The organism is Paractinoplanes ferrugineus, assembly GCF_016862195.1.
GTDB classification, from domain to species: domain Bacteria; phylum Actinomycetota; class Actinomycetes; order Mycobacteriales; family Micromonosporaceae; genus Actinoplanes; species Actinoplanes ferrugineus.
Window position 1 is genome coordinate 210,026 of the sequence record NZ_BOMM01000016.1, and the last position, 26,522, is coordinate 236,547.

Below are 26,522 nucleotides of genomic sequence, written 5' to 3' on the forward strand. Positions count from 1 at the left end.
CGGACGGGGAAGGCGATCCGGGTGGACGTCGACCGGATCGGGCTCCTGCTGACCGCCAGCACCGCGCTGGCCCGTACGAACACGCTCGCCGAGGTGGTGACCGCGGTGCGGCACCTGGTGGTGGGGGTGCCCGATCCGGCGTTCGTCGACATCACCCTGGTCGACGGGCGGCGCCGGCCGGCCGGCGAGCACCCGGCGGCGGCGGTGATCCGCTCCGGGCAGCCGCTGCTGCTGGCCGACCTGGACCAGGTCGCCCGGCACACCCCGGACGCGTTCGACAGGTTCACCGCGATGGGCTGGAAGTCGGCCGCCGCGATCCCGCTGCCCGGACCGGACGGGCCGGTCGGCGCGCTCGTCTTCGTGTGGGCGGAACCGACCGTGCTGGTCGACGCCGACCGGGCGGTGCTGGCCGCGCTCGCCGGTTATGTCGCTCTGGCCCTGCAACGCGCCCGGGTACTCGACGACCGGCGCAACGCCGCCGCCACCCTGCAGAAGGCGCTGCTCACCCGGCTGCCGGAGGACGCCGGGATCCGGCTGGCCGCCCGGTACGTCCCGGCGCACCACGAGGACCAGGTCGGCGGCGACTGGTACGACGCGGTCCGGCTCGGCCCGGACCGCCTGGCGCTGATCATCGGCGACGTCACCGGGCACGACCTGGACGCCGCCGCGACCATGAGCGAGTACCGCAGCATGCTCCGCGTGCTCGCCATCGACCGGGACGAACCGCCCTCGGAGGTGCTGCGGCGCCTCGAGACGGCCGCGCTGCGCCTGGGCACGCCCCGGTTCACCAGCGTGCTCCTCGCTCACCTCGACCGGGAACCGGCCGGCGGCCACACGCTCAGCTGGGCCAACGCCGGCCATCCGGCGCCGATGCTGCGGTTGCCCGACGGCGCGGTGGAGCATCTCGCCGACCGCCGGCAGGACCCGCTCATCGGGTACGGCACCCGGGCACCCCGCCTCGACCACCTCCGCCACCTGCCGCCCGGCAGCCTGCTCCTGATGCACACCGACGGGCTGGTCGAGGACCGCGCGGTGCCGATCGACGAGGGCCTGGCCCGGGTGCGCGACCAGCTCGCCGGTTGTGCCGGGCTCGACGTCCAGGAGGTGGCCGACCTGCTCATCGCCGGTTCGGCGGGCGCCACGGCGGGCCGGGAGGACGACGCCGCCCTGCTCGTCGTGCAGACGTGACCACCCGCGTCACCACCCGTGGGTGGTACCGGCCGGGGGCGGCGGGCCCGATTCTCGAGACATGCCAGTCACCGATCTGCTCATCGCCCTCGCCGTCGTCGCGTACATCTGCGCCAAGCAACTGACCTGGCGCCCGGCCGACCCCGGCCGGATGTGGAGGATGCCGCTGATCCTCGGCGCCGTCGGCGTGGTCTCGCTGACCGGCCGGCACGTGCCGCTCCGCCCGGTCGACGTCGTCGTCCTCGGCCTGTCCGCGGTGCTGGCCCTCGCCTCCGGCGCCCTGATGGGGCGGATCGCCCGATTCCGCCGGTCCCCGGTGAACCCGGCAGTGGTCGAGACCCGCACCGGCGGCGCCGGCGTCGCGATCTGGGCCGGCCTGATCGCGATCCGCGTGGTGATCGACGTGGCCGGTCACCGGATGGGCTCCGACCTGGCCGTCTCCACCGGCAGCATCCTGCTGGTGCTGGCCCTCAACCGGGCCGCCGGCGCCCTGGTCGTCTCGGCGCGCCGACCTCGCGGCGAGTACGCGCTGGCCGGAAGATAGGCGAGTGCTCCTCACGCCGATGCAGCGTCCCTGGGCCACGTTCCTCAACCTCGTCGGTCTCGTCCTGGTGGCCCTGGACCTGGCCCAGCGCTCGCTGCTGGGCGCGCCGGCCGGGGTGGCGGTGGCGGCCTGGCTGGCCTGGGCGCTGTGGCTGGCGAGCCTCGCCGTACCGGAGCACCGGGTCCGCGTCCGGGCCGCCGGCTACCTCGGCATGATCGCCGGCGGCTCGCTGGCCGCGATCACCACCGACGTGGTCGGCTTCATCCCCGCCGCGGTCGCCCTGATCGTCCTGGCCGGCACTCCCGCCTTCCCGCTGCGCCTGGTGGCCGGAGCGGCCACCGGAGCACTGGTCCTGGTCGCCGTCGACTCGTGGATCTCGGCCCCGCACCGGGGCAGCCTCACCGGCGTGCTGTCCCTGCTCGTCGTCACCGCGGTCGGCGGGCTGAGCCGCCGGCAGTACCGCCTCACCGAGGCGCAGTCCCTCGCCCTGCTCGAGGAGAAGGTCGCGGTCGAGCAGGAACGCGCCCAGGTGGCCGCCCTGACCGAGCGCTCCCGCATCGCCCGCGACCTGCACGACGTGCTCGCCCACTCGCTGGGCGGCCTGGTCGTCCAGCTCGAGGCGGTCGACGCCCTGCTCGAGTCGGGCCGGGCCGAGCAGGCCCGCGACCGGGTGCTGGCGGCCCGCAAGCTGGCCGTCTCCGGGCTCGACGAGGCCCGGCGCGCGGTCTCGGCGCTGCGCGAACCGGACGAGCCGCTCGCCGCGGTGGTCGCCGCCCTGGCCGCCACCCATCGGTCGCTCGGCGGGCAGGTGGCGGTGCGCGGCGACGCCGACCGGGGCACGCTGGGCCCGGCGGCCCGCATCGCGGCCCGCCGGGCGGTGCAGGAACTGCTCACCAACGCGCGCCGGCACGCCCCCGGCGCGCCCACGACGCTCGATCTGGACTGGGACGACGACATGCTGACGATCACCGCGGCGACCCTCGGCGCAGGCGCCGCGAACAAACCCTCGCCGGGCGGCGGGCACGGTCTGGCGGGCATGCGCGAGCGGGCGATCGAGGCGGGCGGTTCGATGACCGTACGCGAGGGGCCGCCCTTCGAAGTCGTTCTCCGCCTGCCCGGGGAGCGTGCCGCGTGATCCGGGTGCTCGTCGCCGACGACCAGGCCACGGTGCGGGACGGGCTCGTCACCCTGCTCGACCTGACCGACGGCGTCGAGGTGGTCGGGGCGGCCGCCGACGGGGTGGCGGCGGTGCGGCTGACCGCCGAGCTGCGACCCGACGTGGTGCTGATGGACCTGCGGATGCCCAACCTGGACGGCGCCGGGGCGACCGCCATGATCACGGCTTCGACGCCGGGCACCGCGGTGCTGGTGCTGACCACCTACGCCGACGACGAATCCCTGGCCGGGGCGCTGCGGGCGGGCGCGCGCGGCTATCTGACCAAGGACGCCGGGCGGGCCGAGCTGGCCGCCGCGGTCCGGTCGGTGGCGTCCGGCCAGGCCACCTTCGCCAAGGAGATCGCCGACCGGCTCGTCCAGGGTTTCACCGCCCCGGCCCCGGCGCCGCAGCCCGGCCTGCGCGAACGCTTCCCGGCCCTGACCGCCCGCGAGGCCGACGTCCTCGAGGCGATCACCCTCGGGCACAACAACGCCCGGATCGCGGCCGACCTGTTCCTCGGCGTGGCCACCGTGAAGAGCTACATCAACTCGATTTTCGCCAAGCTCGGCGCCCGCGACCGCGCCCACGCCGCGGCGATCGCCCTGGGCCGCTCCGAACAGCCCCGCGGGCCGGGCCCGGATCAGGGCCCACCGGTGAGGTAGCGGGTCACCATCATGGTCAGCTCGGCCGCGAACGTCTCCTCCGGGATGCTCCGCGGCGCCGCCATCAGCTTGTGGGTGTTCAACTCGACGGTGGTGACGATCAGCTCGGCCGCGGTGTCCAGGTCCCGCACCCGCACGTCGGGGTGGGCGGCGAGCAGCTCCCGCACCTGGCCCACCCGCTGCCGGCCGTGCCGGTCCATCGCCTCCAGCAGCTCCGGCGAGATCCGCGCCTCCTCGATCATCATGCGCAGCAGGGCCGGGTCGTCGCGGTGGTTGTCGATCGCGTCGAGCACCAGGGCCCGGACCGCCGCCGGCAGGCTGCCCGGCGACCGGTCCAGCTCGTCGGCCGCGCTCCAGCTGCCCCGGTCGATGTGCCGCACCAGCAGCGCGGCCAGGATCGCGTCCTTGTTCGGGAAGTACTGGTAGAGCGAGCCGATCGAGACGCGGGCCCGCTCGGCGATGCGGTTGGTGGTGCCGGCGGCGTAGCCGTGCTCGGCGAAAACGTGAGCAGCGGCGGCCAGGATGCGGTCGCGGGTGAGCTCGGCGCGCCCCTGCCGGGGCGTGCGACGTGCCTGAAGGCGGCGGTCGGCGGGCGGCATCAGCGGGTCCTTCCCGGGTCCGGAAAGCGAGTAGCCAGAGACCTGAGCTATTGCTCACAATAGTAGGGTGAGCTGGGAAAACAAGACCATGAACCGTCTGACGTCAGCGTCCGGGGTGCAGGCCGTGATCGGCCACCCGCTACCGATGATCAAGTTGAAGGAGATCGACGCCCTCGACGCCGGCTGCCGGGCCGTGCTGCGGCGGTCACCGATCGCGGCGTTCGGCTACCGGGACGCCGCCGGCACCGCCCGGAGCACCTTCGTCGGCGGCGAACCGGGCTTCGTGCGCGTCCACTCCCCCACCCGCATCTCGTTCCCCGGCATCTCGTTCTCCGGCGTCCCGTTGCCCGGCATCTCGGGCCCCCGGCTCCCACCCGGCCCGGTCTCGTTCTTCTTCCTGCTGCCGGGGGTCGGCGAGGTCCTGCGGGTCAACGGCTCGGCGACCGGCCGGCCGGACCACCGGATCGACATCCAGCAGGCGTACGTGCATTGCGCCCAGGCCGTCCTGCGGTCCCGCCTGTGGCAGCCACCCGCCTCCGGGCCTGCCTCCTCCGGGCCTGCCGTCTCCGGGTCGGTCGCCCCCGTCGGCGCGAGGGCGGGCGGCGGACCGCTCAGCCGGCCGGGGATCGCCGAGTTCCTGGCCGCGGCGCCGTTCCTGGCGCTGTCCAGCTGGGACGCGGCCGGGGGCGGCGACACCAGTCCGCGTGGCGATCGGCAGCCGGTGGCGCGGATTCTCGACGGGCGCACCCTGGTGCTGCCCGACCGCAAGGGCAACCGGCGCGCCGACACGCTGCACAACCTGCTGGCCGACGACCGGCTCGCGCTCGCCGCGCTGGTGCCCGGGCGCGACGAGGTGCTGCACGTGCGTGGCCACGGCCGGATCACCGACGATCCGGACCTGCTGGCGACGATGGCGCTGCGCGAGCGGCCCCCGCATCTGGCGTTGCTCATCGACGTCGAGGACGCCGAGATCACCGGCAGCGACGCGGTGGCGCGGGCGCGGATCTGGAGTCCGGCCTCGCACCTCGACCGGGCCACCGCCCCCGACCTGATGGCCGTCGCCGGTGAGCACCTGGCCGCCAACTCGACCGGCGCCGGCCGCCGGGCGCCCGCGCTGGCGCTGCGGGTCCTCGGGGCGATCCCGGGAACGACCCGGCTGCTGCGGCTGGGGATGAACCGCGCCTACCGCGCCGGGCTGCGCCGGGAGGGCTACGACGACGTCCGGCCCGGGTGAGCTTTTCCCACCCCGGTCACCACCCGGGGGTGGTGCTGCGTTCCCGGCCCCGCGCCGAGGATCGACGGCGAGGCCGCGGACCGCCGCGGCACCGGAAAAGGGAGTCGTCGTGGCTGCGTTACTCGCTCGGATCGGGGCCGTCAGCGCCCGGCGGCGCTGGTGGGTGCTCGGCGCCTGGACGCTGGTGCTGGTGGTCGCGGTCGGGCTGGCGGTCCACTTCGGCAAGCCGCTGGACAGCAAGCTGACCGTGACCGGCCTGCCCTCGACGCGGACCCTCGAGAAGGTCGACCGCGAGTTCGGCGGGGGCGGCGACGAGGGCAAGGTGGTCGTCGCCGCGCCGGCCGGAGCGGCCCTCGGCGGCTACCGCGCGGCGCTCACCGACCTCGGTGCGGCACTGGGTGCCGAGCCGGTGCTCTCCCCCGGCGGCCGGATCGCCTATCTCACCGTCGCCACGGCCACCGGCTCACCGGCTCGGGCGGCGGCCCTCGAACGGGCCCGCGGGGCCGGACTCCAGGTCGAGGAGTCGTCCGAGCCGGCGCCGCCGCCGGAGGGGGGCAGCTCGGCCGGGGTCGGGCTGGTGATCGCGCTCGTCGTCCTGCTGATCACCTTCGGCTCGCTCAGTGCGGCCGGGCTGCCGCTGCTCACCGCCGTACTCGGGCTGGGGGTGTCGCTCGCCGGGCTCTATGCCGTCACCGCGCTGGTGCCGGTCAACTCGGTCGCGCCCACCCTCGCGATCCTGCTCGGGCTCGCGGTCGGGATCGACTACGCGCTCTTCCTGATCGACCGGCACCGGCGGCAGCTGGCCGACGGCACGGACGTACGGGAGTCGATCGCCCTCGCCACCGGCACCGCCGGGTCGGCCGTCCTCTTCGCTGCCGTCACCGTGATCATCGCGCTCGCCGGACTCGCCGTCGCGCGGGTCGGCTTCCTCACCCAGATGGGGCTGGCCGCGGCCGGGGCCGTGTCCGTCGCCGTGCTGATGGCACTCACGCTCACGCCGGCCCTGCTGAGCCTGGCCGGCCGGCGGGTGCTCGGCCGGCGCCGGCTGCCCTCGTTCTCGGTCTCGCCCCACTGGGCCGCCGCCGTGACGCGGCACAGCGGCGCCGCCGTGGTGCTGTCCGTGCTGTTGCTCGGGGTGCTGTCGGTGCCGGTGCTCGGCATCCGGCTCGGGCTTCCCGACGACGGCGACGACCCGTCGACAGCCACCGACCGCAGGGCCTACGACCTGATCGCCGACGGGTTCGGGGCGGGCGCGAACGGGCCGCTGCTGGTGCTGGCCCGGGTCGACGCGACGGCCGGCCCCGCGGCGATCGAGGCGCGACTCGCCGCGACCCCCGGTGTCGCCCGGGTGCTCCCGGCGGGTGTCCGGGGCGGCGACGCGCTCCTGACCGTCGTACCGTCGAGCGGGCCGGCCGATGCGGCGACCGCGACCCTGGTCGCGAAGCTGCGGCGGCAACCCGGACTGCTCGTGACCGGGCCGACGGCGGTGGCCATCGACATCTCCGACCACCTCGCCCGGGCGCTGCCGCTCTACCTGGCGCTCGTCGCCGGGTTCGCCTTCGTGCTGCTCGTCCTGGTGTTCCGGTCGGTGCTGATCGCGGCCAAGGCGGTGCTCAGCTTCCTGCTCAGCCTGGGGGCGGCGCTCGGCTGCACGGTCGCGGTGTTCCAGTGGGGCTGGTTCGGGCTCGCCGACCCGGCCGGGCCGCTGCTCGGCTTCCTGCCGACGATCGTCATCGGGGTCCTGTTCGGGCTGTCCATGGACTACGAGATGTTCCTGGTCTCGGGCATGCACGAGGAGCACCGCCGGGGCGCCGCCCAGCCGGTGGTCAGCGGTTTCACCAGGGGCGCCAAGGTGGTGGTGGCGGCGGCCCTGATCATGATCGGGGTGTTCGGCGGCGGCGTGCTCGGCGGCAGCCCGGTGACCCGGCCGATCGCGTTCGCGCTCGCCGTCGGCGTGCTGGCCGACGCGTTCGTGGTGCGGCTGGTGCTGGTCCCGGCGGCGATCGCGCTGTTCGGCCGGGCCGCCTGGTGGCTGCCGCGGGGGCTGGACCGGCTCCTCCCGGCGGTCGAGTTTTCCGCTGCCGGCAGATGACGTCTGCTCAGGGCAGAGCGGGCTTGGCCGGCGCCGGGCGGCGCCCGATGGTGGAGCCATGCCAACCAACGCAGTGCACCCCTGGACCGCCGGGTCCATCGACGACCAGGTCGCCGCCCGGCTGCTGCACCAGCGCATCATCGTCCTCGGCAGCGAGGTCGACGACCCGATCGCCAACCGGCTCTGCGGGCAGCTCCTGCTGCTGTCGGCGGAGGACCCGCGCGGCGACATCAGCCTCTACATCAACTCACCCGGCGGGTCGGTCAGCGCGGGGCTGGCCATCTACGACACCATGCGGCTGATCCCCAACGACGTCAGCACGCTCGCCCTCGGGCTGGCCGGCAGCATGGGGCAGTTCCTGCTCACCGCGGGCACACCGGGCAAGCGGTTCAGCCTGCCGCACGCGCAGGTGCTGATGCACCAGGGCTCGGCCGGGTTCGGCGGGACGGCGGCCGACGTGGAGATCTACGCCGGGCAGCTCGAGAAGATCGGCGCCATGCTGCTGCGCCTCACCGCCGAGCACACCGGCCGGCCGGTCGAGACGGTGGAGCTGGACAGCCGGCGCGACCGGTGGTTCACCGCCCCGGAAGCTCAGGAGTACGGCCTCATCGACCACGTCCTGGACCGGGTGGACGACGTCCGGCCCACGATGACCCGCCAACCGATGGGACTGACGGCATGAGCCAGTACACGATTCCCACGGTCGTCGAGAAGACGCCGAACGGCGAGCGGGCCTTCGACATCTACTCGCGGCTGCTGTCCGACCGGATCATCTTCCTCGGCACCGAGATCGACGACGGGGTGGCCAATGTCGTCATCGCCCAGCTCATCCACCTCGAATCGGCGGGCGAGCAGGAGGTCGGCCTCTACCTCAACTCGCCGGGCGGGTCGTTCAGCGCGCTCACCGCCATCTACGACACGATGAACTTCATCCGCTGCGACATCGCGACGATCTGCGTGGGGCAGGCGTCGTCCGCGGCGGCGGCCCTGCTGGCGGCCGGCACCCCGGGCAAGCGGTCGGTGCTGCGGCACGCCAAGGTCACTCTGCATCAGCCGTCGTCGCAGGCCCGGGGCACGCTGCCGGACCTGGCGGTGGAGGCCAAGGAGGTGGCGAAGGTGCGCGCCGAGATGGACCAGATCCTCGCCGAGCACACCGGCCACCCGATCGCCAAGATCCGCGCCGACACCGACCGGAGCATGGCCCTGACCGCCGCCGAGGCGGTGACCTACGGCCTGGCCGACCGGGTGATCACCAAACGCGACCAGGTCCGGGCCTACCGCCTGGACAGCGCCGCCTGACCGCCACAAGTTCCGCGACCGATGCCGCGGCCGGGGCGTCAGGCGGCCCGGAGCGTCAGGCGGCCCGGAGCGTCAGGCGGCGAGGAGCATGACGGTGCCGGAGCCGTGCATGGACGGCCGGGTGGTCTGGGCCGAGCGCTGCATCTGGGCCGTGGCCAGCCGCAGAACGGGGGCCGGGGAGCGGTCGAGCAGCAGGTTGCGCCGCACCTCGGCGAGCAGGTCGGGCAGCTCGATGCGCAGCGAGTCGCAGACCGCGGCGAGGATCTCCGAGCTCGGCTCCTTGCGGCCGCGCTCGACCTCGGAGAGGTATTGCACCGAGACGTTGGCCTGGCGGGCCACCTCGGCGAGGGTGCGCCGCTGCTCCTGGCGGTGGCGGCGCAGCACCTCGCCGACCAGGGTGCGAAGCAGTGGCCGTGGGTGCCGCTCGGTGTCCGCCATGGGGTCACGGTAACCAGCGGGGGCCCGCCCTCGATACCCGGCGGGCCCCGGTTAAGCCAGCAGCGTAGAGGGGGCCGGCGGGGCGTCCGTCAACAGCTCGCCGGTGCGGGGTGTCCCGACGGCGGCGCCACCCGCGACGAACCGGAACGGCAGGCCGGCCGCGAACGTCGGCGACGGCCGGTCCATGATCTGGAAGTGCAGATGCGGCTCGCTGGAGTTCCCGGAGTTGCCGCATCGCGCGATCTCCTGCCCGGCCTCGACCACGTCGCCGGCGCGCACGCTCGCGGAGTGCCGCTTCAAGTGGGCGTAGAGCGCGTACCGCCCGGCCCCGAGGTCGACCACGATGTGGTTGCCGACCACCCGGCCCGCCCCGAGCAGCTCCCGGAACATGCCCTCGACCAGCAGATAGGCCAGCCCCGCGAGACCGGTGCGGGACCGGTGATCACGCTGCCCCTGGCGCACCCGCACGACCCGGCCCGGCGCCGCCGCGAGGATCGGCTGCCCGAAGCCGGGGAAGTCACTCGCGCGGCGCGCGAACCCCGAGCCGGGCGCCGGGGCACCGGCGGGCGAGGCGAAGACCAGATCGATCGCGTACGTCTGGCCGTAGGCGTGCAGGCCGTGACTCGGCACGCGGCTGGCCGGGCTGTTGACCGCCCGCCAGCTCCCCCGCACCGGCGGCTCGACCGGCAGCGGCTCGGCGCACACCCGCCCGACCCAGGCATAGAGCGCGAACGCCCCGAGCAGCGCGGGCCCGGCCACCCACCAGGGCACGTCGTAACCGAACGGGAGCTGGCCGACCAGAGTCAGCGTGACGAGGATCAGCAGGGGCACCCGGACACGGGCGGCGAGGCGGGCCATGGTCGACTCCATTCCGCTAGAATTTCGGAATTACGTACTTCCAAAGTAACGGAGTTCTGCCGGTGAACCAAGAGCTCGAGCAACGGCTGGCCCACATCGAGCGGCGCCTGGACGCGCTCGAGACGGGGACGCCGGAAGTCACCGCCGACACCGGCGATCCCTATTGGGCGCTGACCGCCCTGCGCGGCCTGACCACGTCGCCCGGTGCGGTGCTGTTCACCGGCCTGGTCGACCTGCCGACCGGCGAGCACTACGAGTGGCAGCAGGGGGTGCCGGCCGAGGGCGTCCTCGAATCGGACTGGGCCGCGCCGTCGGCGGCCCTGACCGCCCTCGCCCACCCGGCGCGGCTGCGCATCCTGCAGGAGGTGCTGCGCGGCAAGCACGCCACGGCCGACCTGCAGGCCCTCGAGGACATCGGCAGCACCGGCCAGCTCTATCACCACGTGCGGCAGCTGGTGGCCGCGGGCTGGCTGCGGACCGAGTCCCGCGCGCACTACTCGGTGCCGCCGCAACGCGTCGTCCCGCTGCTGGTGATCATCGCCGCGGCCGTTTCGTGAGGCCGAAGCATGGGTAGCCCTCGATGACACGCGGAGGGAGCACACCATGGGCAGCCGGCCGGTAACGATGATCAGACTGACCCAGTCCGCCCACCGTGACGCCCCGCCCGCGCGGCTGCTCGGCTGCCCGGTCACCGACCAGAACGGCAACACCCTCGGCACCATCGACGACCTGCTGGTCGACGCGGAGGCCAGGCGCTTCCGCCTGATCAGCGTGGAGCACGGCGGGGTGGTCGGCTTCGGCGCCGCCTCCTCGTTCATCCCGGTCGAGGCGGTCGACAGCGTGACCGGCGGGCACATCCGGATCGGCCGCAGCAACGCTCAGGTCGCCGACGCCCCGCCGTACGACGCGAACGGCATGGCCACCGGCGAGTTCTGCGAGAACCTCTACGGTTACTACGGTCTGGCCTGATCCTCCGCGCGCCGCCGGATCACCTCGCGCAGCAGCGGCAGGCTCTTGCTGATCACCCCGGTCACGCCGAGCCGGCGCGCGCCGGCCAGCTCCGCCCCGGAGTCGACCGACCAGGCCAGCACCAGGTCGGTCGAGCGCCGCAGCTCGTCCACCACGGCCGGGGTGAGCAGCCGCAACCGGATCGAGACGCCGTCCACCGGCGCCTCGCGCATCCGGGCCCGCAACCGCCCGAGCTGGGCGGCGGTCGCCGCCGAGAAGATCCGCCGGACGTGCGGTTCGGCGGCGAAGGCGTCGAGCATGGCCCACTGTTTGGTGCAGACCGCGACCGGTACGCCGGGGGCCCGCTCCCGCAGCGTCGCGGCCACCCGCTCGGCGACGCCGGACGAGCGGCCCTTGAGGTCGAGCAGCAGACGCCGGTCGCCGGCCGCGACGTCGAGGATGCGGACGAGCTCCGGCACCTCGCCCCGCCGGGTCAGCCCGCCATTGCGGTCCCAGAGCAGGCGCGGCCCGACGGTACGCGAATGCCGTACCTCCAGAGCCCCGCGATAGAGCTGCACGTCGGCCTCGACCAGATCCACCCCGGCGGCGAGCGCGGCGGTCAGGCCGGCCACCGAGTTCCCGCCCCGGTGCGCGACAGTGAGCATGCCCTGAACCTTCGCACAGCCCGCCGGCCCGGTCAGCACAGCGGCTCAGACCGCGTGCGCGTCGAGCAGGTAGGTGCCGCCGCAGGACTCGGCCAGGGACGGGCCGAACAGCGCGGCCGGGAAATGCGCGCCGGGGCGGCCCTCGCCGGCCAGCAGGCGGCGGGTCACCTCGGCCGGGACGGCACCGGTGAACGCCTGGGCCTCGCCGACGCGCAGCCAGCCCTCCCGGACCGTGCCGTCGGACCAGCGGATCCGGGCGTGGCCCCACGAGTGCTCGCGGGGGCGCGGCTTGGCCTTGAACTCGACCGCGGCCAGCCGGCGCCGGGCGAAGGCGCGCACCGCCGAGATCCGCAGCAGGCCGGTGACCAGCGGCAGCATCGCCCGGATCAGCGGGGCCGACGGCGCCTCGGCCGACGCGGCGAGCACCGCCGGGGCGCCGCTCGCCCGCTGCGCGGCCACCAGCTCGCCGAGCGGCATGCTCGCGGTCGTGACCCGGGTGCCGTCCGGAAGGGTGAGCTCGAGCGGTTCGCCGGCCAGCGGGGCCGGGGCGAGCCGGCCGGCGCGGTACCGCCGGCCCTGGAAGCGGCCGCCACCCTCGACCCCCGGCAGGCCCTCGACCAGGGTGCCGGCGAGCGCGTCGCCCAGCCGGCCGGCTTCGGTCGCCAGCGAAGGGATCATGTCGACGCGTACGTCGAGGGGCGCCGGCCGGTCCGCGCAGAGCTTGACCACGACGCTCTCGGTGGCGGTCACCCCGAAGCCGGCCCCGGTCACCAGCGTCCGCCCGGCGGCGACGGCCGCGTCAGCCCGCCCGAGCACCACGGCGACCGCCGCGACGTCGTTGGCCAGGTCGACATAGTGGCTGCCGGCGGCCAGGCAGGCCGCGATCAACGGCGCCGCGGTGTCCGCGAACGGCCCGATCGTGTTGATCACCACCGCGGGACGCCGCTCGCGGATCGCCGCCGCCGTCGCCGCCGGCGTCCCGGCCAGCACCGTGCGGCACCGCCCGGCCGGACCGCTGCCGGCCGGACCGCGGCCGGCCGGGTCAGGGCTCGCGCTCTCGGCCGCCAGGCGGTCGGCGGCCCAGGTCAGGCGGTCGGGGTCGCGGCCGACGAGCGTGGGCGTGATGCCCCGGGCGAGCAGTTCGACGGCTGTCGCGCGGGCGCTGCGGCCGGTGCCGCCCAGAATCCAGACCTCGGGGTCCATCAGATGCTCCACTCCTGTTATGACATGACGTGTCATCACCCTACCCCGTGATGACATGCCGTGTCATCACGTAAAGTGTGCCGGTGGGCAGATGGCCGGTGGATGCGCGGGAGCGGCTCGAGCGGGCCGCCGTCGAGCTGTTCGTGGCGAAGGGCTTCGCGGCGACCACGGTTCCCGAGATCACCGCGCGGGCCGGGCTCACCACCCGGACGTTTCATCGGCACTTCGCGGACAAGCGCGAGGTCCTCTTCGCCGGTGGCGAGTTCGCCGAGCTCGCCACCCGCATGATCGCCGACGCCCCGGCCGACTGGAAGCCGATGCGAGTCGTCGTCGAAGGGGTGGTCACGGTGGCCGCGACCCGGTTCGACGGGCGCCGCGAGGAGTTGCTCGTGCGCCGCGGGATCATTCGCTCGGATGCCGGGCTGGGCGAGCGTGAGCTGCAGAAATGGGCCGATCTGGGGCGGGCCGGGACAGCCGGTTTCCGGGCCCGCGGCATCGAGCCGATGCGAGCGGCGCTGCTCGCCGAGACGGCCATGACGCTGCTGCGGGTGGCCGCCGAGCAGTGGCTCGACCACGACACCGACCGGAGCCTGGCCGAGATGGTCCGGGAAGCCGCCGCCGCCCTGCGGGACGAGGTCTCGGCCCGCTGAGGGCGGGCGCCGGAAGATCGGGCGGTGCGGCTCCTTCTCGGTGCTTCGTTCCTGCTGAATCGTTCCCGTGGACAGGTGTCGCGCGTACCCCGACGAGGCGCCGCCATGCGGGACGCCGGCCAGGATCGGCGGCCGGGAGCGGTGGCGGGTCAGTCGTCGAGTTCGGCCAGGACCCGGGTGAGGATGGCCGGGGTCTCGCTCAGCGGGGCGGCCTCGATGAACAACCGGCCGATCGCCGCCGAGTAGCGGTCGACCTCCTCCCGCTTGTCGACGTAGAGGCCGCCGGTGAGGTGCTCGACGTACACGACGTCGGACAGTTCCTGGTAGGGGAAGCGCAGGATGCTGAAGGCGCCGCCGGCGGCGGCGTGACCGCCCGAGGAGAACGGCATCACCTGCAGTTGCACGCCCGGTGATTCGCTGAGTTCCAGCAGGGCGGCCACCTGTTCGCGCAGCACGGCGCGGCCGCCGATCGGCCGGTGCAGCACCGCCTCGTCGAGCACCACCCACAGCTTCGGGGCGTCCGGGCGGGCCAGCAACTGCTTGCGTTCCATCCGCAGGCTGGTGCGGCGGTCGACCTCGGCGGGGGCGGAGCGGTGCAACCCGAGGCTGATCACCGCGCGGGCGTACGCCTCGGTCTGCAACAGGCCGGGGACGAACTGGACCTCGTACGTCCGGATCAGCTCGGCTGCCTGCTCGAAGTCCAGGTAGGTCTGGAACCAGGTGTCCAGCACGTCGCCGTACGGCTGCCACCAGCTCGGCGCGTTCGCCTCGCGGGCGAAGTCGAGCAGTTCACGGCGTACCTCCTCGTCCTGGACGCCGTAGAGGGTGAGCAGGTCGGCGATGTCCCGTTCCTTGAAGCCGACGCGGCCCAGCTCCATCCGGCTGATCTTGGATTCGGAGCCGCGGAGCGGATGCGCGGCTTCCTCGCGGCTGATGCCGGCCGCCCGGCGCAGGGCACGCAGGCGCGCGCCGAGCTGCATTCGGCGCACGGTGGAACCGCCGCCCTGTCCCTGGCTCAAATCGCCTGCCCCGGCTGATGTGGCCCGTCCACAGTGGAAAATTAAGATCGTCGGGCGCTAGCATACCGGCGGACGGACCTTTGTGATCACTGAATCGCCCCGGATCTGATCTACTCCGGATCTGATCTGCCCGGGACCTGATCTACCCCGGATCTGATCTGCCCGGGATCTGATCTACCCGGTTCGCCGCAATGACCGGATCGCCCCTGGGAGCCCCATCATGACAGACAGCGACGCCACCGCGAAGCTCGACACGAGCATCCCGCACTCGGCGCGGGTGTGGAACTACTGGCTGGGCGGCAAGGACAACTTCGAGGTCGACCGGCAGGTGGGCGACCAGTTCGCCGGCCTCTACCCGGACATCGAGGTGGTCGCGCGGTCGTCGCGCGGGTTCCTGAAGCGGGCCGTCACCTTCCTGGCCCAGGAGGCCGGCCTCCGGCAGTTCCTCGACATCGGCACCGGCATGCCCACCGCGGAGAACACCCACCAGGTCGCGCAGGCCGCCGCGCCGGAGTCCCGGATCGTCTACGTCGACAACGACCCCCTGGTGCTGGTGCACGCGCGGGCGCTGCTGACCGGCTCGCCCGAGGGGGTCACCGAATACATCGACGCCGACCTCAACGACCCCGACGCGATCCTCGAGGCGGCCGGCCGCACCACGCTGGACCTGTCCAAGCCGACCGGCCTGATCCTGATGAACATCCTCGGCCACGTCCCCGACCTGGAGAAGGCGGTCTCGATCGTCCGGCACCTGATCGGCGCCCTGCCCTCGGGCAGTTACCTGGTCACCGCCGACGGCACCAACGTACTGGACGGCCCGGCGTTCGAGGAGGCGATCGGGGTGTGGAACGCGAACGCCCCGCTCTCCTACCACCTGCGCCGCCCCGAGGAACTGGGGCGTTTCCTGGAGGGCCTGGAGGTCGTCGAGCCCGGCCTGGTGCCGTGCGCCCGGTGGCGCCCGTCGCCGGACACCACCGAGGCGGATCTGCGCGAGGTCGACGAGTTCGGTGCCGTCGCCCGCAAGCCGTGACTATCTGACGAAGCCGACTTCGGTGTACTGCCGGTCGTCGCGCAGCCCGTAGGCACCGAAGTTGGCCAGGCCCGCGCGCACCGCCAGGATCTGCGGGGTCTGGAACAGCGGTACCGAGTGTCCCTCCTGCCAGAGCAGCACGTCGATCCGGTTGAGCAGGGCGGCCTGTCTGGTGTGGTCGGTCTCCGCGGCGGCCTGGCCGATCAGCCCGTCGATCTCCGGCGTGCCGATCCGGCCGTAGTTCTGCTCGCCGGTGCTGAGGTAGATCGGGTAGGACAGGGACGGGAATACCTGGTCGACGTTGCGGAACGACACCAGGTCGAACGAGCCGCGGTTGACGTACTTCTCGAAGAAGTCGTTGCCCGGCACCTTGCGCAGCTCGACGGTGATGCCGGCCTGGGCCAGCATGTTCTGGATCAGCTGCGGCACGGCCGAGGTGCTGCTCGCACTGACCACATAGGTGAGCTTGAGCGGCTGGGCGCCCTTGGCCCGGCTCCTGCCGTCGGCGGCGGCGGTCCAGCCGGCGCCGTCGAGCAGCGAGCCGGCCGCCGCGACGTCGAACTTGGCGGCGTTGTCCTGGTAACCGTCCTGGCTCGGCATGAGGAAGTGGTTGCCGACGGTGTGCACGGCGAACGGCAGGCCGGACGACTGCGCGCGGGCGATGGCGTCCCGGTCGATCGCGGCCGCGATCGCCTGGCGCACCCGCACGTCGGCGAGCGGTCCCCGGCTGCCCAGTTCGAGGACGGTCTGGTCCCAGCGGCCGCCGGTCCGGATCCTGGTGTCGGGGGCCGGTGACAGTCGCTTGTAGTCGTCGGGCTGACGGGCCGGGGCCTGGTCGATCTCGTTGTTGAGGTAGGCGTCGGTGATCGCGGCCGAGTCGAGGGCGCGGAAGACGATCGAGTCGAGCACCGGCTTGACGCCCCAGTACGCGGGGTTCGGCACGATCGTGATGGTCTGCGAGGTCTTGTCGGCGGTCCCGATCTTCCACGGGCCGCCCCAGACCGGGATCTTCTCGAGCCAGCCGGTGTTGAACTTCTCCGGCGTGTCCAGGGCACTGCCCGGCAGGAGCGGATCGAAGAGCGACTGCCAATCGGCGTACGGCTCCCGGAAGGTCACCTTGACCTCGCGCTCGTCCGCACCCTTCGCGACGTCGGTGATCACGTCGTAGCCCGTACTGCTGGACAGCTGGAACCGTTTGTCGGTGCCGTTGCGGGTCTTCCACTGGGTGGCGAAGTCCTGCCAGGTGATCGGCGTGGAGTCGGACCAGGTCGCCTTCGGGTTGAGCCGGTAGGTGACGACCGGTCCGGCGGCCCCGGCCGAGATCAGTACGTCGGGGTTGGCCACCGGTTTCGCGCTCTCGTCGGAATACCAGAGCCGGGGCTGGGTCATGGCCAGGATCGCCTGGCCGTCGCCCTGGGTGCCGTCGACCTGCCCGACGTTGTACTGGGTGATCCACTGCTGGATCGACAGGTGCAGGGTGCCGCCGGGCTTGAGCGCGTCGCGCGGCTGGGCGTTGATGTCGGTGCTCCCGGTTCGCGGCGCCGCCGACTGGTCGACGCGCGGGTCCGCGGTGCCGCTGCACGCCGCCAGCACCCCCACGACCCCCATGATCACCAATACCCGGATATGTCTGAGCACGATGCCGCCTCCCCGATTTGTCTTGTTCGACGGCCTCACCCTATTCCCCTCGGATCGATCGGTGACCATACTTAAGATCCTCGATACAAGCTGTTATCAGAATCCGGTTACGGTGATCACGTGCTCGGCTATCTCGCCAAGCGGCTGAGCTACTTCGCCGTTCTGATGCTGGTGGCGGCCTTCCTGGCGTACCTGCTGGCGGCCACGGCGCTGTCCCCCCGGGCCTATTTCCAGGCCCGGCAACCCCCGCCGCCGGCCGCCCAGGTCGACGCGCAACTCGCCTCGCTCGGGCTCGACCCGCGGCAGCCGGTGCTCGTCCGCTTCGCGCACTGGGCCGGCCACGCGGCCCGCGGCGACCTCGGGCTGAGCATCAAGGGCGGCTCGGTCAACGACGAGTTCGGCCGCCGGGTCGGGGTCAGCCTGCGGCTGCTCGTGCTCGGCACCCTGCTCGGCACCGTCCTCGGGGTGGCGGTCGGCGTGTGGGGCGCGGTCCGGCAGTACCGCCTGTCCGACCGCACCACCACCCTGCTCGCGTTCGTGCTGCTGTCCACCCCGACCTTCCTGCTCGCGCTGCTGCTGAAGATCGGCGCGCTGGCGCTCAACCAGGCCACCGGCCGGCAGCTGATCTCGTTCACCGGCGAGGCGACACCCGATCTGCGGGGCTCGTTCGCGACCGTGCTCGCCGACCGGGGCGTGCACCTGCTGCTGCCGACCCTGTCGATCGGACTGGCCACGCTCGCCTCGTACAGCCGGTACCAGCGCAGCGCGATGCTCGACGTGCTCGGCTCCGACTACCTGCGCACCGCCGAGGCGAAGGGTCTCTCCCGGCGCGAGGTCCTGGTCAAGCACGGGCTGCGGACGGCGCTGATTCCGATGTCGACGTTCTTCGCGTTCGGCTTCCTGGGCGTGCTGACCGGCGCCACGTTCACCGAGAAGATCTTCGGCTGGCACGGCATGGGTGAGTGGTTCATCGACTCGATAAACAACAACGACGTGAACGCGGTGGTCGCGGTCAACCTGTTCGCGGCCGGAACCGTACTGTGCGCCGGGCTTCTCGCCGATCTCACGCACGCCGCCCTCGACCCCCGGGTGCGGCATTGACCGGGATGCTGGCCGAGGTCGCCGACGTCGCCGAGCACGCACCGGTCCGCCGGGCGCGTATCACGCTCGCCCGCTTCCTGCGGCATCGCGGCGCCATGGCGGGCACGGTGGTCGTCGCGCTGCTCTTCCTGCTCGCCTTCGCCGGGCCGCACCTGACGCCCTGGTCCTACAGCGACATCGACTACGCCGCCCTGCGGCAACCCCCGTCGGCGGCGCACTGGTGGGGAACGAACGGCATCGGTCAGGACATCTTCTCCCAGACCGTACGCGGGTTGCAGAAGTCCCTGCTCATCGGTTTGGCCGTGGCCGTCTCCGCGACCACGCTGGCCGCCCTGGTCGGCGCGGTGGCCGGCTACTTCGGCGGCCGGTCCGAGCGGGTCCTGCTGTTCGTCGTCGACCTGCTGCTCATCTTCCCGTCGTTCCTGATCATCTCGATCATCTCGCCCCGGCTGCGCAGCGGGGGCTGGGTCGCGTTCGTCGGCCTGCTCGCCGTGTTCGGCTGGATGATCTCGGCCCGGGTGGTCCGCACCCTGACCATCTCGCTGAAGGAACGGCAGTTCGTGCGGGCCGCCCAGTTCATGGGGGTGCGGCCGCTGACCATCGTGTTCCGGCACATCCTGCCGAGCACCGCGTCCTTCCTGATCATCGACGCGACCATCGCGGTCGGCGGGGCGGTGATGACCGAGACCTCCCTGTCGTACTTCGGGTTCGGCGTCCAGCCGCCGGACGTGTCGCTGGGCACGCTCATCGCGGACGGTACGCCGAGCGCCGTCACCTACCCGTGGATCTTCTTCTTCCCGGCGGTGCTGCTGGTGGTCTTCGTGGTGGCGGTGAACCTGGTCGGGGACGGCCTGCGGGACGCCATCGATCCGACGTCCGGCGCGGCCGGCGGGCGGCCGCTGGTGCGGGCCACGCAGCCGCCCGGTGACGCCGTGCTCGACATCCGTGACCTGCGCGTCTCGTTCGGACCGGCGCCGATCCTGCGGGGCGTCGACCTCACCGTCCGCCGGGGCGAGGTGCTCGGCGTGGTCGGTGAGTCCGGGTCGGGCAAGTCGATGACCGCGCTCGCGGCGCTGGGCCTGCTGCCCGCCGGCGCGTCGGTCACCGGCTCCATCGGCGTGGTCGGTGAGCAGGTCGTCGGCGCGAACCGGCGGACGCTCGGGCGGCTGCGCGGCAACCGGGTGGCGATCATCTTCCAGGACTCGCTGTCCGCCCTCACCCCGGTCTACCGGATCGGCGACCAGATCGCCGAGGCCGTGCGCGCCCACCGCGACGTCGACCGGGCGACCGCCCGCCGCCGCGCGGTGGAACTGCTCGCCCTGGTCGGCATCCCCGACCCACAGGTGCGCGCGCAGGCGTTCCCCGAGGAGTTCTCCGGCGGCATGCGGCAACGCGTCATGATCGCGATGGCCATCGCCAACGACCCCGACCTGATCATCGCCGACGAGCCGACCACCGCCCTGGACGTCACGGTGCAGGCGCAGATCCTCGACGTGCTGCGCACCGCCCAGCGGGAGACCGGCGCCGCGCTGGTGCTGATCAGTCACGATCTGGGGGTGATCGCGCGGATGGCCGACCGGGTCGCGGTCATGTACGCGGGCCGGATCGTGGAGCACGCCACCACGGCGGAGCTGTTCGCCCGGCCGCTCATGCCGTACACCCTCGGTCTGATCGGTGCCGTGCCGCGTCCCGACGTGGGGCGGCGGCAGAACCTGGTGCCGATCCCCGGCCGCCCGCCCGGCCCGCGCGAGCACACCGGGTGCCCGTTCGCCGACCGCTGCCCGATGGTGGAGCCGGCCTGCCGCGAGGCCGAACCGGAACTGCTCGGACGGGACGGCCACGAGGTGGCCTGCCGCCGTGCCGGCGAGATCGCCGAGCGCGCCCTGACCCCCACCGAGGTGTACGGGATCCCGGCCACCCGGCCCCCGGTGCCCGCCCGCGGCGGCGAGCCGGTCCTCGACGTACGCGGCCTGGTCAAGACCTTCCCGCGCGACCGGGGGAAGGTGTTCAAGAAGCGGGTCGGGAGCGTCCACGCGGTCGACGGGGTCGATCTGCGGATCGGGCGCGGCGAGACGCTGGCGCTGGTCGGCGAGTCCGGCTGCGGCAAGTCGACGACGCTGTTCGAGATCCTCGGGCGGACGGCGCCGCGGACCGGCTCGATCGAGCTGCTCGGCCGGCCGGTCGACGGCACCTGGGACAAGGCCGGCGACGTCCAGCTGGTCTTCCAGGACCCGCACGCCAGCCTCGACCCGCGCCTGCCGGTGGGTGACATCGTCGCCGAGCCGATGCGCGCCCGCCGAGCCTCCGCCAAGGCGATCGCGGCCCGGGTCCCCGAGGTGCTCCGGCTGGTCGGTCTCGAACCGGGGCACGCGGGCCGGTTCCCGCACGAGTTCTCCGGCGGGCAGCGGCAGCGCATCGCCATCGCCCGCGCGCTCAGCGTCGAGCCGGCCCTGCTGGTGCTGGACGAACCGGTGTCCGCATTGGACGTCTCGGTGCAGGCGGGCGTGCTCAACCTGCTGCGCGACCTCAAGGAGCGGCTCGGCCTGGCCTACCTGTTCGTCACCCACGACCTCGCGGTCGTCGCCACCATCGCCGACCGGGTCAGCGTGATGTACCTCGGCCGCATCGTGGAGACGGGCGACGTCGACGCGGTGTTCGGGGCGCCCGGCCACCCGTACACGCGGGCGCTCCTGTCGGCCGTGCCGATCCCCGACCCGGCGGTGGAACGCGGCCGGGAGCGGATCCTGCTGACCGGTGAGCCACCGGGTGCCGGCACCCGCCCGACCGGGTGCCGCTTCCGGTCCCGCTGCCCCCGCTACGCCGAGCTGGGCCGGCCGGACGTCTGCGCCGCGCAGGACCCGGCCCTGACCGGCGACGCCCGCCGGCAGACCGCCTGCCACTTCGCCACGCCCGCGACAACGTGAGCCGGCGCCGAGCACCCCGGGCGGGCGGATGATCGAGACCGACCGGCTGCGGCTGCGCCGATGGCGTGACGACGACCTCGACGCGCTGGCGGCGATCAACGCCGACCCGGAGGTGATGCGCTACATCCTCGACGGGGCGGTCCGCGACCGGGCGCAGAGTGCCGACAGCCTGGCCAGGATGATGCGCGACTGGGACGAGCGGGGGTTCGGCCTGTTCGCGGTGGAGCGGCGGGACACCGGCGCGCTGCTCGGCTGGGCCGGCCTGGCGGTGCCCGAGTTCCTGCCCGAGGTGCTGCCGGCGGTGGAGATCGGCTGGCGGCTGGCCCGCCCGGCGTGGGGACGGGGTTACGCCACCGAGGCGGCCGCGGCGGCGCTCCGGTTCGCCTTCGAGGAGCACGGACTCGACCGCGTCATCAGCATCCGGCACGTCGACAACGAGCGCTCGCGGCGCGTCATGGAAAAGCTCGGGCTGACCCACGAGTTCGACACCGTCGTGCCGGGCCACGACCAGCCGGTCGCGGTGCACGCGCTCACGCGGCCTCGTAACTCCCGCACCGCATCACGTCCAGGAAAGCCAGGACCTCGGTAGCGAAACGGTCCGGGGCCAGGCTGTGCACCCGGTGCCCGACCGGGATGGTGGTCAGCCGGGCCGCCGGCAGCAGGGAGGCCACCTCGGCCAGGCGGCGCGGCGGGATGCAGCTGGCCGGGCCGCCGGAGAGGAGCAGGGCCGGGTGGCGCACGCCGGCCAGATCCTCCCACCACCGGGCGTCCGGCCGGGTCAGTTGCCGCAGCAGCGAGGCGAGCGCCCGCAGGTCGTAGTCGCGCCGGACGGTCAGGATGCCGGCCACGCCGGTCAGCACCTGGCGCGGGCTGACTCCCTTGGCCGAGCGGGTCCGCTCGCGCGGCGGCGCGGCCAGGTCCTCCAGGACCAGGCCGGCGATCCGCTCCGGGGTCCGGCGGGCGGCGTCCAGGGCGGCGTAGCCACCGACCGAATGACCGATCAGGACGGTGTCGCGCAGGTCCAGCGTCTCCAGTAGACCGACCACGTCGTCGCCGATGCTGCGCAGCGTGTAGTCGCGGCTGCGGTCACTGGTGGCGTGGCCGCGCAGGTCGACGGCGAGGGTGCGGTAGCCCGCCGCGGTCAGCCGGGGGGTGAACCGGTCCCAGGTGCGTGCGCTGCTCCCGCTGCCGTGCAGCAGCACCGCGGGAACGCCGGCCGGGTCGCCGGACTCCCGGTAACCGAGCCGGACCCCGTTGACCACGACAGACTTCATCCCTGCTGTTTACCAGAAGTTTCGCGGCGAACAGCCGGCGTCCATCCGGGCGTAAGCAGCGACACAGTGCTCGGACGCGGCGGGCCGAACTCAGGCGCGGCGGGCCAGCAGGATCCCGAACCGGCCCGGCACGCCGGTCACGGTGAACCCGGCCGCCTCGAGATCGTCGCGGACCGCGGTCAGCGGCGTGGTGCGGTAATACATCACGAAGGGCGGGCGCCACACCAGGTTGCGGACCCGCATCGCGACGTCGAAGCCGAGCAGGACCCAGTGCGCGAGCGAGGTCACCGGCGGCGGCGTGCCGATCGGCAGGGCGAAGACACCGCCGGGGCGCAGCGCGCGGTGGACCCCGGCGAACAGGGCGGGTCGTTCGGCGGGCAGGAAATGACCGAGCGCCCCGAAGCTGACCGCCAGGTCGAACCCGCCGGCGAACGGCAGGGCACGGGCGTCGGCCCGCACCCATGAGGCGTAGGGGTGGGCCTCGCGCGCCTTCTCGAGCATGCCGGTGCTGAAGTCGACGCCGGTGACCCGGCCCGCGCACAGGGGGCGCAGGGCGAGCAGCCCGGCCCCGGTCCCGCAGCACACGTCGAGACCGTCCTCGAACGGCCCGAGCTCGGCCAGCGCCGCCACCGTCGCGTCGAGAACGGTCTCCGGCGTACGGAACGGGGTGTGGTCGAACTTGGGCGCCAGCAGGTCGTAACCACGCTCGACCGACGACAGCGCCTGCACGGTCAACTCACTGACGGATGGACCTCCGGGCGAGAACACCCCGCCAGGTTAACGGCTCAGCGCCGGGCGGCGCGCAGACCGAGGGCGATCAGCGCCGAGGCGGCCAGCACCCCGGCCGCCTCGACCTGCCGGCGCGACACCCGGCCGGGACCACCCTCGACCCGCGCGGCCGGCCGGAAGACGTTGCCGGCACCGGGGCCGATCCGGGCCCGGCCGAGGCCGCCGGCCCGCATGAGCGGGGTGACCAGGGCGTCGTAGAACGGCGGGAACAGGTTGTAGCCCAGTTCGATGACCCGGTTGGCCAGTCCGACGGAGGCCTGCGGGCGCGGCCGGTCGGCCAGCCGCAGGACCCGGGCGGCGACGTACTCGGCCGAGTCGACCGGGGGCGGCGGGCGGCCCACGAACCCGGCGTAGTTGGCCGCGCTCGTGTAGATGGGCGTGTCGACGCTGCCCGGCGCCAGCGTGCAGACGTGGATGCGCGGGGCGTCGCGGGTCTCCTGGTGCAGCGTCCGGGCCAGGGCGCGGGCCCCCCACTTGGCCGTCGTGTAGGCCGACATGTACGGCACCGTCACCCGCGAGAGCAGCGAACTCACCAGGATCAGCGTGCCCTGGCCCTGGCCGCGGAAGTGCCGCAGGGCGGCGCGGGCCACGTTCGCCGGCCCCAGCAGGTCGGTGGTCACGGCCCGTTCGAAGACCTCCGCCGGCAGATCCTCGAACCGGCCGTACGCCATCACGGCGGCACTGTCGACCCACACGTCGATCCGGCCGTAGCGCTGGACCGCCGCGTCGGCCAGGGCCTCGACCTCGTCGCGCCGGGTGACGTCGGCGGTCACCACGAGCGGGTCGTTGCCGCATTCGGCGGCCACCACGGCCAGGTCGGCCGCGCCCCGGGCGGCCAGCACCAGCCGATCACCGCGGGCCGCGAAGGCCTTGGCCGCGGCCCGGCCGATTCCGCTGGACGCTCCGGTCAGCACCACCACACGTTCGTTCACGAACGCTGCTTACCCGCGAGATCGGGTCAGGAACATGCCGGCCCGGTCGAGTGCTTCGTCGGCCTCGTCCAGCACGCCGTAGTTGAGCTGGTAGACGTGCGGCAGACCGGCCCCCACCTCCAGGGTCACCTCGGCACCGGCCGCGGCGGCCCGGGCGGCCAGGCGGACGGCGTCGTCGAGCAGGATCTCGTCGTTACCCACCTGGACGAGCAGGGGCGCGATCCCGGACAGGTCGGCGAACAGCGGGCTCGCCGCGGCCGCCGTGTCGCCGGGGGCGTACTTCTCCGCGTACCGGACAAGGGATTGCCTGGTGAAAAGCGGGTCGACGCCGTCGCGGGTGCGGATGCTGTCGCCGGCGAACGTGAGGTCGACCCAGGGGGAGAAGACGGCGGCGGCCGCGGGTTGCGGCAGGCCGGCCGCCCGCACCGCGGCGAGCAGGGCCACGGTCAGGCCGCCACCGGCCGAGTCGCCGGCCACCACGAGGTCGCCGGGTGCGGTGGTCCCGAGCAGCTCGCGATAGGCGGCGAGGGCGTCCTGCTCCGCCGCCGGGCAGGGGTGTTCGGGCGCGAGCCGGTAGTCGAGCGAGTAGGCGGTGCCGCCGGTCCGCTCCACCAGCGCACCGGCGAGCGGGGCTCCGGTGCGGCCCGAGCCGACCACGAATCCGCCGCCGTGCAGGTAGAGCAGCCGGACCGGGCCGTCACCGGCCCGCAGCCGGACCGCCGGGCGGCCGCCGAGCTCCACCTCGTCGACCGCGAGTGCCGGGTCGACGGCGTGGGCCGCCCCGAACTGCTCGAACGACTCCCGTTCGGCGGCCAGGGTGCCGGGTTCTTGGGGCGAGGCGGCCAGTGCCGCTCGGACGGCGGCGCGCTGTTGTGCCCGGTCCATGTGATCCTCCATCGGTCGGAGTGGCAAGATGCATTCCTAGGAATACAAAGTAGATTCCTTGGAATCTAATTCCCAGGAATGGAAGCCGTTCAGTGACCGACCTCACCACGCTCTTCACCGACCTGGTACGCGCCGAGACCCGCCTCTACAACCGCCTCGACGCCCGCTTGCGGGCCGAGCACGACATGCCGCTCGGCACCCTGGAGTTCCTGAAGATCATCGACAGCCGGCCGGCGTGCCGGGTGCAGGACATAGCCGCCGAGGTGGACATCACGATCGGCGCCACCAGCAAGGCCGTCGACCGCATCGAGGCGCGCGGCTGGTGCCGCCGGGCCGCCAACCCGGCCGACCGCCGCTCGTCCCTGCTGACCCTGACCCCGGCCGGCCGGGCCGCGCTGGCCGGCGCGACCCCGGCCCTCGAGGCGGCGCTCGCCGACCACACCGCCGCCCTCCCCCCGGCCGTCGTCGACCAGCTGGCCGCCGGTCTGCGCCGGTGGCGGCAGGCCCTGGAGACCTGAAACAGCGCCGGAGACCGCGAACCGGAGCGGGCGTCAGGCGAAGCGGGCGTCAGGCGAAGCGGGTGGCGGCCAGGGCCGAGGCGGCCAGCAGGCCCAGGCCGTTGGTGGCCCAGTGCAGGGCGGCCGCGGCCAGCAGGCTGCCGCTCCGGCGGCGCAACTCGCACAGCAGCAGACCGGCCACGGCGGTGAACACGACCGCACCGGCAACGGCCAGCAACCGGCCGGCCGGGCCGGCGCCGACCGCCGAGCCGACGGCCTGGTTGGCGTGGTTGAGGCGCAACGACGGCAGGATGTGCCAGAAGCCGAAGAGGACCGACGACGTGATGCTGGCCCAGGCCGCGCCGCGGTGGCGGCCGATCAGTCCGAGCAGGACGCCCCGGAAGGCGACCTCCTCCAGCAGCACCGTGCCGAGCGGCACCACGATGAACGCGGTCAGCAGGGCGGCCCCCGGGTGCAGGTGGTAACGCACGTCCTGGAACGCCGGCCGGGTCAGCGGCAGGGCGATGCCGATCGTGTAGACCAGCGCGACGGCGAGCACGGCACCGATCGCATATCTCAGGCCGGGCAGCAGCGTGCGCCGCGACATGCCCAGATCACGCCAGCTCAGGCCGGCCCGGCGGGCCAGCACGACCAGGAGCAGGGCCACCACCGGGCCGGCGACCAGACCGGTGTGCCGCGGGCCGAACTTGTCCGCCACGTTGACCGCGGCGAGGACCAGCACGACGGCGGTGAGCAGGAGGACGAGGCGGCGACGATCGGTGACTTCAGGCATCGCGCACCAACACTACCCACGCCCGCCGCCCGAAAAGGCAGTGATGCTTAGGCGCGACTGTGCCGATCTTTAAGGACTCCTGAAGGATTCGGCGGGACGGATCG

Annotated in this window: 28 protein-coding genes; 16 read left to right on the forward strand and 12 right to left on the reverse strand. The window is 73.4% G+C overall.

Features of this window, described 5'->3' with window-relative positions; all coding sequences use genetic code 11:
- Positions 1-21 precede the first annotated feature (21 nt).
- The 4 genes from Afe05nite_RS11745 (at position 22) to Afe05nite_RS11760 (ending at position 3,550) form a co-directional block, all read left to right on the forward strand.
- Complete coding sequence (locus Afe05nite_RS11745) at positions 22-1,188, forward strand: PP2C family protein-serine/threonine phosphatase (RefSeq protein WP_203817050.1); 1,167 nt, start codon at positions 22-24, stop codon at positions 1,186-1,188.
- 61 nt (positions 1,189-1,249) lie between these two features.
- Positions 1,250-1,732, forward strand: a complete 483-nt coding sequence (locus Afe05nite_RS11750) for a hypothetical protein (protein WP_203817051.1) — start codon at positions 1,250-1,252, stop codon at positions 1,730-1,732.
- 4 nt (positions 1,733-1,736) lie between these two features.
- Positions 1,737-2,867 (forward strand): sensor histidine kinase, encoded by a 1,131-nt coding sequence (locus Afe05nite_RS11755; RefSeq protein WP_203817052.1) that lies wholly within the window; start codon positions 1,737-1,739, stop codon positions 2,865-2,867.
- Complete coding sequence (locus Afe05nite_RS11760) at positions 2,864-3,550, forward strand: response regulator transcription factor (protein ID WP_203817053.1); 687 nt, start codon at positions 2,864-2,866, stop codon at positions 3,548-3,550. Before Afe05nite_RS11755 ends, Afe05nite_RS11760 begins: the two co-directional genes overlap by 4 nt.
- Here the strand turns inward: Afe05nite_RS11760 and Afe05nite_RS11765 are convergent.
- On the reverse strand, positions 3,529-4,149 hold the full coding sequence (locus Afe05nite_RS11765) for a TetR/AcrR family transcriptional regulator (protein WP_203817054.1): 621 nt from the start codon (positions 4,147-4,149) through the stop codon (positions 3,529-3,531). The two genes, Afe05nite_RS11760 and Afe05nite_RS11765, sit on opposite strands and share 22 nt — an antisense overlap.
- A gap of 67 nt (positions 4,150-4,216) precedes the next feature.
- Here Afe05nite_RS11765 and Afe05nite_RS11770 point away from each other — a divergent pair, with 67 nt between their 5' ends.
- The 4 genes from Afe05nite_RS11770 to Afe05nite_RS11785 all read left to right on the forward strand — a co-directional run bounded on the left by Afe05nite_RS11770 (position 4,217) and on the right by Afe05nite_RS11785 (position 8,774).
- The gene (locus Afe05nite_RS11770) at positions 4,217-5,383 is read left to right on the forward strand and encodes a pyridoxamine 5'-phosphate oxidase family protein (protein ID WP_239117737.1); all 1,167 of its coding nucleotides are present in this window, start codon (positions 4,217-4,219) and stop codon (positions 5,381-5,383) included.
- A gap of 109 nt (positions 5,384-5,492) precedes the next feature.
- Positions 5,493-7,475, forward strand: coding sequence for an MMPL family transporter (locus Afe05nite_RS11775; protein ID WP_203817055.1), 1,983 nt, complete (start codon positions 5,493-5,495; stop codon positions 7,473-7,475).
- Positions 7,476-7,533: 58 nt separating this feature from the next.
- Positions 7,534-8,157, forward strand: a complete 624-nt coding sequence (locus tag Afe05nite_RS11780) for a ClpP family protease (protein WP_203817056.1) — start codon at positions 7,534-7,536, stop codon at positions 8,155-8,157.
- The gene (locus Afe05nite_RS11785; RefSeq protein WP_203817057.1) at positions 8,154-8,774 is read left to right on the forward strand and encodes a ClpP family protease; all 621 of its coding nucleotides are present in this window, start codon (positions 8,154-8,156) and stop codon (positions 8,772-8,774) included. The genes Afe05nite_RS11780 and Afe05nite_RS11785 overlap by 4 nt, the downstream gene beginning before the upstream one ends.
- Before the next feature lie 72 nt (positions 8,775-8,846).
- Here the strand turns inward: Afe05nite_RS11785 and Afe05nite_RS11790 are convergent, their stop codons facing one another.
- Positions 8,847-9,212 (reverse strand): helix-turn-helix domain-containing protein, encoded by a 366-nt coding sequence (locus Afe05nite_RS11790; RefSeq protein ID WP_203817058.1) that lies wholly within the window; start codon positions 9,210-9,212, stop codon positions 8,847-8,849.
- Between the two features lie 51 nt (positions 9,213-9,263).
- The gene (locus Afe05nite_RS11795) at positions 9,264-10,082 is read right to left on the reverse strand and encodes a M23 family metallopeptidase (protein ID WP_239117738.1); all 819 of its coding nucleotides are present in this window, start codon (positions 10,080-10,082) and stop codon (positions 9,264-9,266) included.
- Positions 10,083-10,132: 50 nt separating this feature from the next.
- Between Afe05nite_RS11795 and Afe05nite_RS11800 the strand changes: the two genes are divergently transcribed.
- Both Afe05nite_RS11800 and Afe05nite_RS11805 read left to right on the forward strand, forming a co-directional pair.
- Positions 10,133-10,627 carry an ArsR/SmtB family transcription factor gene (locus Afe05nite_RS11800; RefSeq protein WP_203817059.1) on the forward strand — a complete coding sequence of 165 codons (495 nt, stop codon included), beginning with the start codon at positions 10,133-10,135 and terminating at the stop codon, positions 10,625-10,627.
- 46 nt (positions 10,628-10,673) lie between these two features.
- Entirely contained in the window at positions 10,674-11,039 is a 366-nt protein-coding gene (locus tag Afe05nite_RS11805) for a PRC-barrel domain-containing protein (RefSeq protein ID WP_203817060.1), read from the forward strand.
- Here the strand turns inward: Afe05nite_RS11805 and Afe05nite_RS11810 are convergent.
- Both Afe05nite_RS11810 and Afe05nite_RS11815 read right to left on the reverse strand, forming a co-directional pair.
- The gene (locus Afe05nite_RS11810; RefSeq protein ID WP_203817061.1) at positions 11,024-11,683 is read right to left on the reverse strand and encodes a glycerophosphodiester phosphodiesterase; all 660 of its coding nucleotides are present in this window, start codon (positions 11,681-11,683) and stop codon (positions 11,024-11,026) included. The genes Afe05nite_RS11805 and Afe05nite_RS11810 overlap by 16 nt on opposite strands.
- A 45-nt stretch (positions 11,684-11,728) precedes the next feature.
- Positions 11,729-12,886, reverse strand: coding sequence for a saccharopine dehydrogenase NADP-binding domain-containing protein (locus Afe05nite_RS11815; RefSeq protein ID WP_203817062.1), 1,158 nt, complete (start codon positions 12,884-12,886; stop codon positions 11,729-11,731).
- 83 nt (positions 12,887-12,969) lie between these two features.
- Here Afe05nite_RS11815 and Afe05nite_RS11820 point away from each other — a divergent pair, with 83 nt between their 5' ends.
- Positions 12,970-13,536, forward strand: a complete 567-nt coding sequence (locus Afe05nite_RS11820) for a TetR/AcrR family transcriptional regulator (RefSeq protein WP_203817063.1) — start codon at positions 12,970-12,972, stop codon at positions 13,534-13,536.
- A gap of 149 nt (positions 13,537-13,685) precedes the next feature.
- Here Afe05nite_RS11820 and Afe05nite_RS11825 read toward each other — a convergent pair whose 3' ends face one another.
- Complete coding sequence (locus tag Afe05nite_RS11825) at positions 13,686-14,555, reverse strand: Sco1979 family transcriptional regulator (RefSeq protein WP_498371339.1); 870 nt, start codon at positions 14,553-14,555, stop codon at positions 13,686-13,688.
- Between the two features lie 220 nt (positions 14,556-14,775).
- Here Afe05nite_RS11825 and Afe05nite_RS11830 point away from each other — a divergent pair, with 220 nt between their 5' ends.
- Positions 14,776-15,585: an SAM-dependent methyltransferase gene (locus Afe05nite_RS11830; RefSeq protein WP_203817065.1), complete on the forward strand. Its 810-nt coding sequence runs from the start codon at positions 14,776-14,778 to the stop codon at positions 15,583-15,585.
- Here Afe05nite_RS11830 and Afe05nite_RS11835 read toward each other — a convergent pair whose 3' ends face one another.
- Positions 15,586-17,223 (reverse strand): ABC transporter family substrate-binding protein, encoded by a 1,638-nt coding sequence (locus Afe05nite_RS11835; RefSeq protein WP_239117739.1) that lies wholly within the window; start codon positions 17,221-17,223, stop codon positions 15,586-15,588.
- A 120-nt stretch (positions 17,224-17,343) separates the two neighbouring features.
- Between Afe05nite_RS11835 and Afe05nite_RS11840 the strand changes: the two genes are divergently transcribed.
- Genes Afe05nite_RS11840 through Afe05nite_RS11850 form a run of 3 tightly spaced genes read left to right on the forward strand, consistent with a single transcriptional unit; the run spans position 17,344 to position 21,837 of the window.
- Positions 17,344-18,324, forward strand: coding sequence for an ABC transporter permease (locus Afe05nite_RS11840; protein ID WP_203817066.1), 981 nt, complete (start codon positions 17,344-17,346; stop codon positions 18,322-18,324).
- 5 nt (positions 18,325-18,329) lie between these two features.
- The gene (locus tag Afe05nite_RS11845; RefSeq protein ID WP_203817234.1) at positions 18,330-21,248 is read left to right on the forward strand and encodes a dipeptide ABC transporter ATP-binding protein; all 2,919 of its coding nucleotides are present in this window, start codon (positions 18,330-18,332) and stop codon (positions 21,246-21,248) included.
- A 28-nt stretch (positions 21,249-21,276) separates the two neighbouring features.
- A complete protein-coding gene (locus tag Afe05nite_RS11850) occupies positions 21,277-21,837 on the forward strand; it encodes a GNAT family N-acetyltransferase (RefSeq protein WP_203817067.1) in 561 nt (186 codons plus the stop codon).
- Here Afe05nite_RS11850 and Afe05nite_RS11855 read toward each other — a convergent pair.
- The 4 genes from Afe05nite_RS11855 to Afe05nite_RS11870 all read right to left on the reverse strand — a co-directional run bounded on the left by Afe05nite_RS11855 (position 21,779) and on the right by Afe05nite_RS11870 (position 25,128).
- The gene (locus tag Afe05nite_RS11855) at positions 21,779-22,522 is read right to left on the reverse strand and encodes an alpha/beta fold hydrolase (RefSeq protein ID WP_203817068.1); all 744 of its coding nucleotides are present in this window, start codon (positions 22,520-22,522) and stop codon (positions 21,779-21,781) included. The two genes, Afe05nite_RS11850 and Afe05nite_RS11855, sit on opposite strands and share 59 nt — an antisense overlap.
- 90 nt (positions 22,523-22,612) lie before the next feature.
- On the reverse strand, positions 22,613-23,290 hold the full coding sequence (locus Afe05nite_RS11860; RefSeq protein WP_203817069.1) for a class I SAM-dependent DNA methyltransferase: 678 nt from the start codon (positions 23,288-23,290) through the stop codon (positions 22,613-22,615).
- Between the two features lie 17 nt (positions 23,291-23,307).
- Positions 23,308-24,243 (reverse strand): SDR family NAD(P)-dependent oxidoreductase, encoded by a 936-nt coding sequence (locus Afe05nite_RS11865; RefSeq protein ID WP_239117740.1) that lies wholly within the window; start codon positions 24,241-24,243, stop codon positions 23,308-23,310.
- 9 nt (positions 24,244-24,252) lie between these two features.
- The gene (locus tag Afe05nite_RS11870) at positions 24,253-25,128 is read right to left on the reverse strand and encodes an alpha/beta hydrolase (protein ID WP_239117741.1); all 876 of its coding nucleotides are present in this window, start codon (positions 25,126-25,128) and stop codon (positions 24,253-24,255) included.
- 92 nt (positions 25,129-25,220) lie between these two features.
- Here Afe05nite_RS11870 and Afe05nite_RS11875 point away from each other — a divergent pair, with 92 nt between their 5' ends.
- Positions 25,221-25,646 (forward strand): MarR family winged helix-turn-helix transcriptional regulator, encoded by a 426-nt coding sequence (locus Afe05nite_RS11875; RefSeq protein ID WP_203817071.1) that lies wholly within the window; start codon positions 25,221-25,223, stop codon positions 25,644-25,646.
- A gap of 49 nt (positions 25,647-25,695) precedes the next feature.
- Here Afe05nite_RS11875 and Afe05nite_RS11880 read toward each other — a convergent pair whose 3' ends face one another.
- On the reverse strand, positions 25,696-26,418 hold the full coding sequence (locus Afe05nite_RS11880; RefSeq protein ID WP_203817072.1) for a CPBP family intramembrane glutamic endopeptidase: 723 nt from the start codon (positions 26,416-26,418) through the stop codon (positions 25,696-25,698).
- Positions 26,419-26,522: the final 104 nt, after the last annotated feature.

Excerpts from the sequence above, each read along its gene's own strand:
- Afe05nite_RS11765 (WP_203817054.1), bottom strand. The coding sequence starts at position 4,149 with ATGCCGCCCGCCGACCGCCGCCTTCAGGCACGTCGCACGCCCCGGCAG.
- Afe05nite_RS11815 (WP_203817062.1), bottom strand. The coding sequence starts at position 12,886 with ATGGACCCCGAGGTCTGGATTCTGGGCGGCACCGGCCGCAGCGCCCGC.
- Afe05nite_RS11870 (WP_239117741.1), bottom strand. The coding sequence starts at position 25,128 with ATGGACCGGGCACAACAGCGCGCCGCCGTCCGAGCGGCACTGGCCGCC.
- Afe05nite_RS11855 (WP_203817068.1), bottom strand. The coding sequence starts at position 22,522 with ATGAAGTCTGTCGTGGTCAACGGGGTCCGGCTCGGTTACCGGGAGTCC.
- Afe05nite_RS11790 (WP_203817058.1), bottom strand. The coding sequence starts at position 9,212 with ATGGCGGACACCGAGCGGCACCCACGGCCACTGCTTCGCACCCTGGTC.
- Afe05nite_RS11750 (WP_203817051.1), top strand. The coding sequence starts at position 1,250 with ATGCCAGTCACCGATCTGCTCATCGCCCTCGCCGTCGTCGCGTACATC.
- Afe05nite_RS11795 (WP_239117738.1), bottom strand. The coding sequence starts at position 10,082 with ATGGAGTCGACCATGGCCCGCCTCGCCGCCCGTGTCCGGGTGCCCCTG.
- Afe05nite_RS11845 (WP_203817234.1), top strand. The coding sequence starts at position 18,330 with ATGCTGGCCGAGGTCGCCGACGTCGCCGAGCACGCACCGGTCCGCCGG.
- Afe05nite_RS11805 (WP_203817060.1), top strand. The coding sequence starts at position 10,674 with ATGGGCAGCCGGCCGGTAACGATGATCAGACTGACCCAGTCCGCCCAC.
- Afe05nite_RS11785 (WP_203817057.1), top strand. The coding sequence starts at position 8,154 with ATGAGCCAGTACACGATTCCCACGGTCGTCGAGAAGACGCCGAACGGC.
- Afe05nite_RS11810 (WP_203817061.1), bottom strand. The coding sequence starts at position 11,683 with ATGCTCACTGTCGCGCACCGGGGCGGGAACTCGGTGGCCGGCCTGACC.
- Afe05nite_RS11880 (WP_203817072.1), bottom strand. The coding sequence starts at position 26,418 with ATGCCTGAAGTCACCGATCGTCGCCGCCTCGTCCTCCTGCTCACCGCC.
- Afe05nite_RS11780 (WP_203817056.1), top strand. The coding sequence starts at position 7,534 with ATGCCAACCAACGCAGTGCACCCCTGGACCGCCGGGTCCATCGACGAC.
- Afe05nite_RS11830 (WP_203817065.1), top strand. The coding sequence starts at position 14,776 with ATGACAGACAGCGACGCCACCGCGAAGCTCGACACGAGCATCCCGCAC.
- Afe05nite_RS11850 (WP_203817067.1), top strand. The coding sequence starts at position 21,277 with ATGATCGAGACCGACCGGCTGCGGCTGCGCCGATGGCGTGACGACGAC.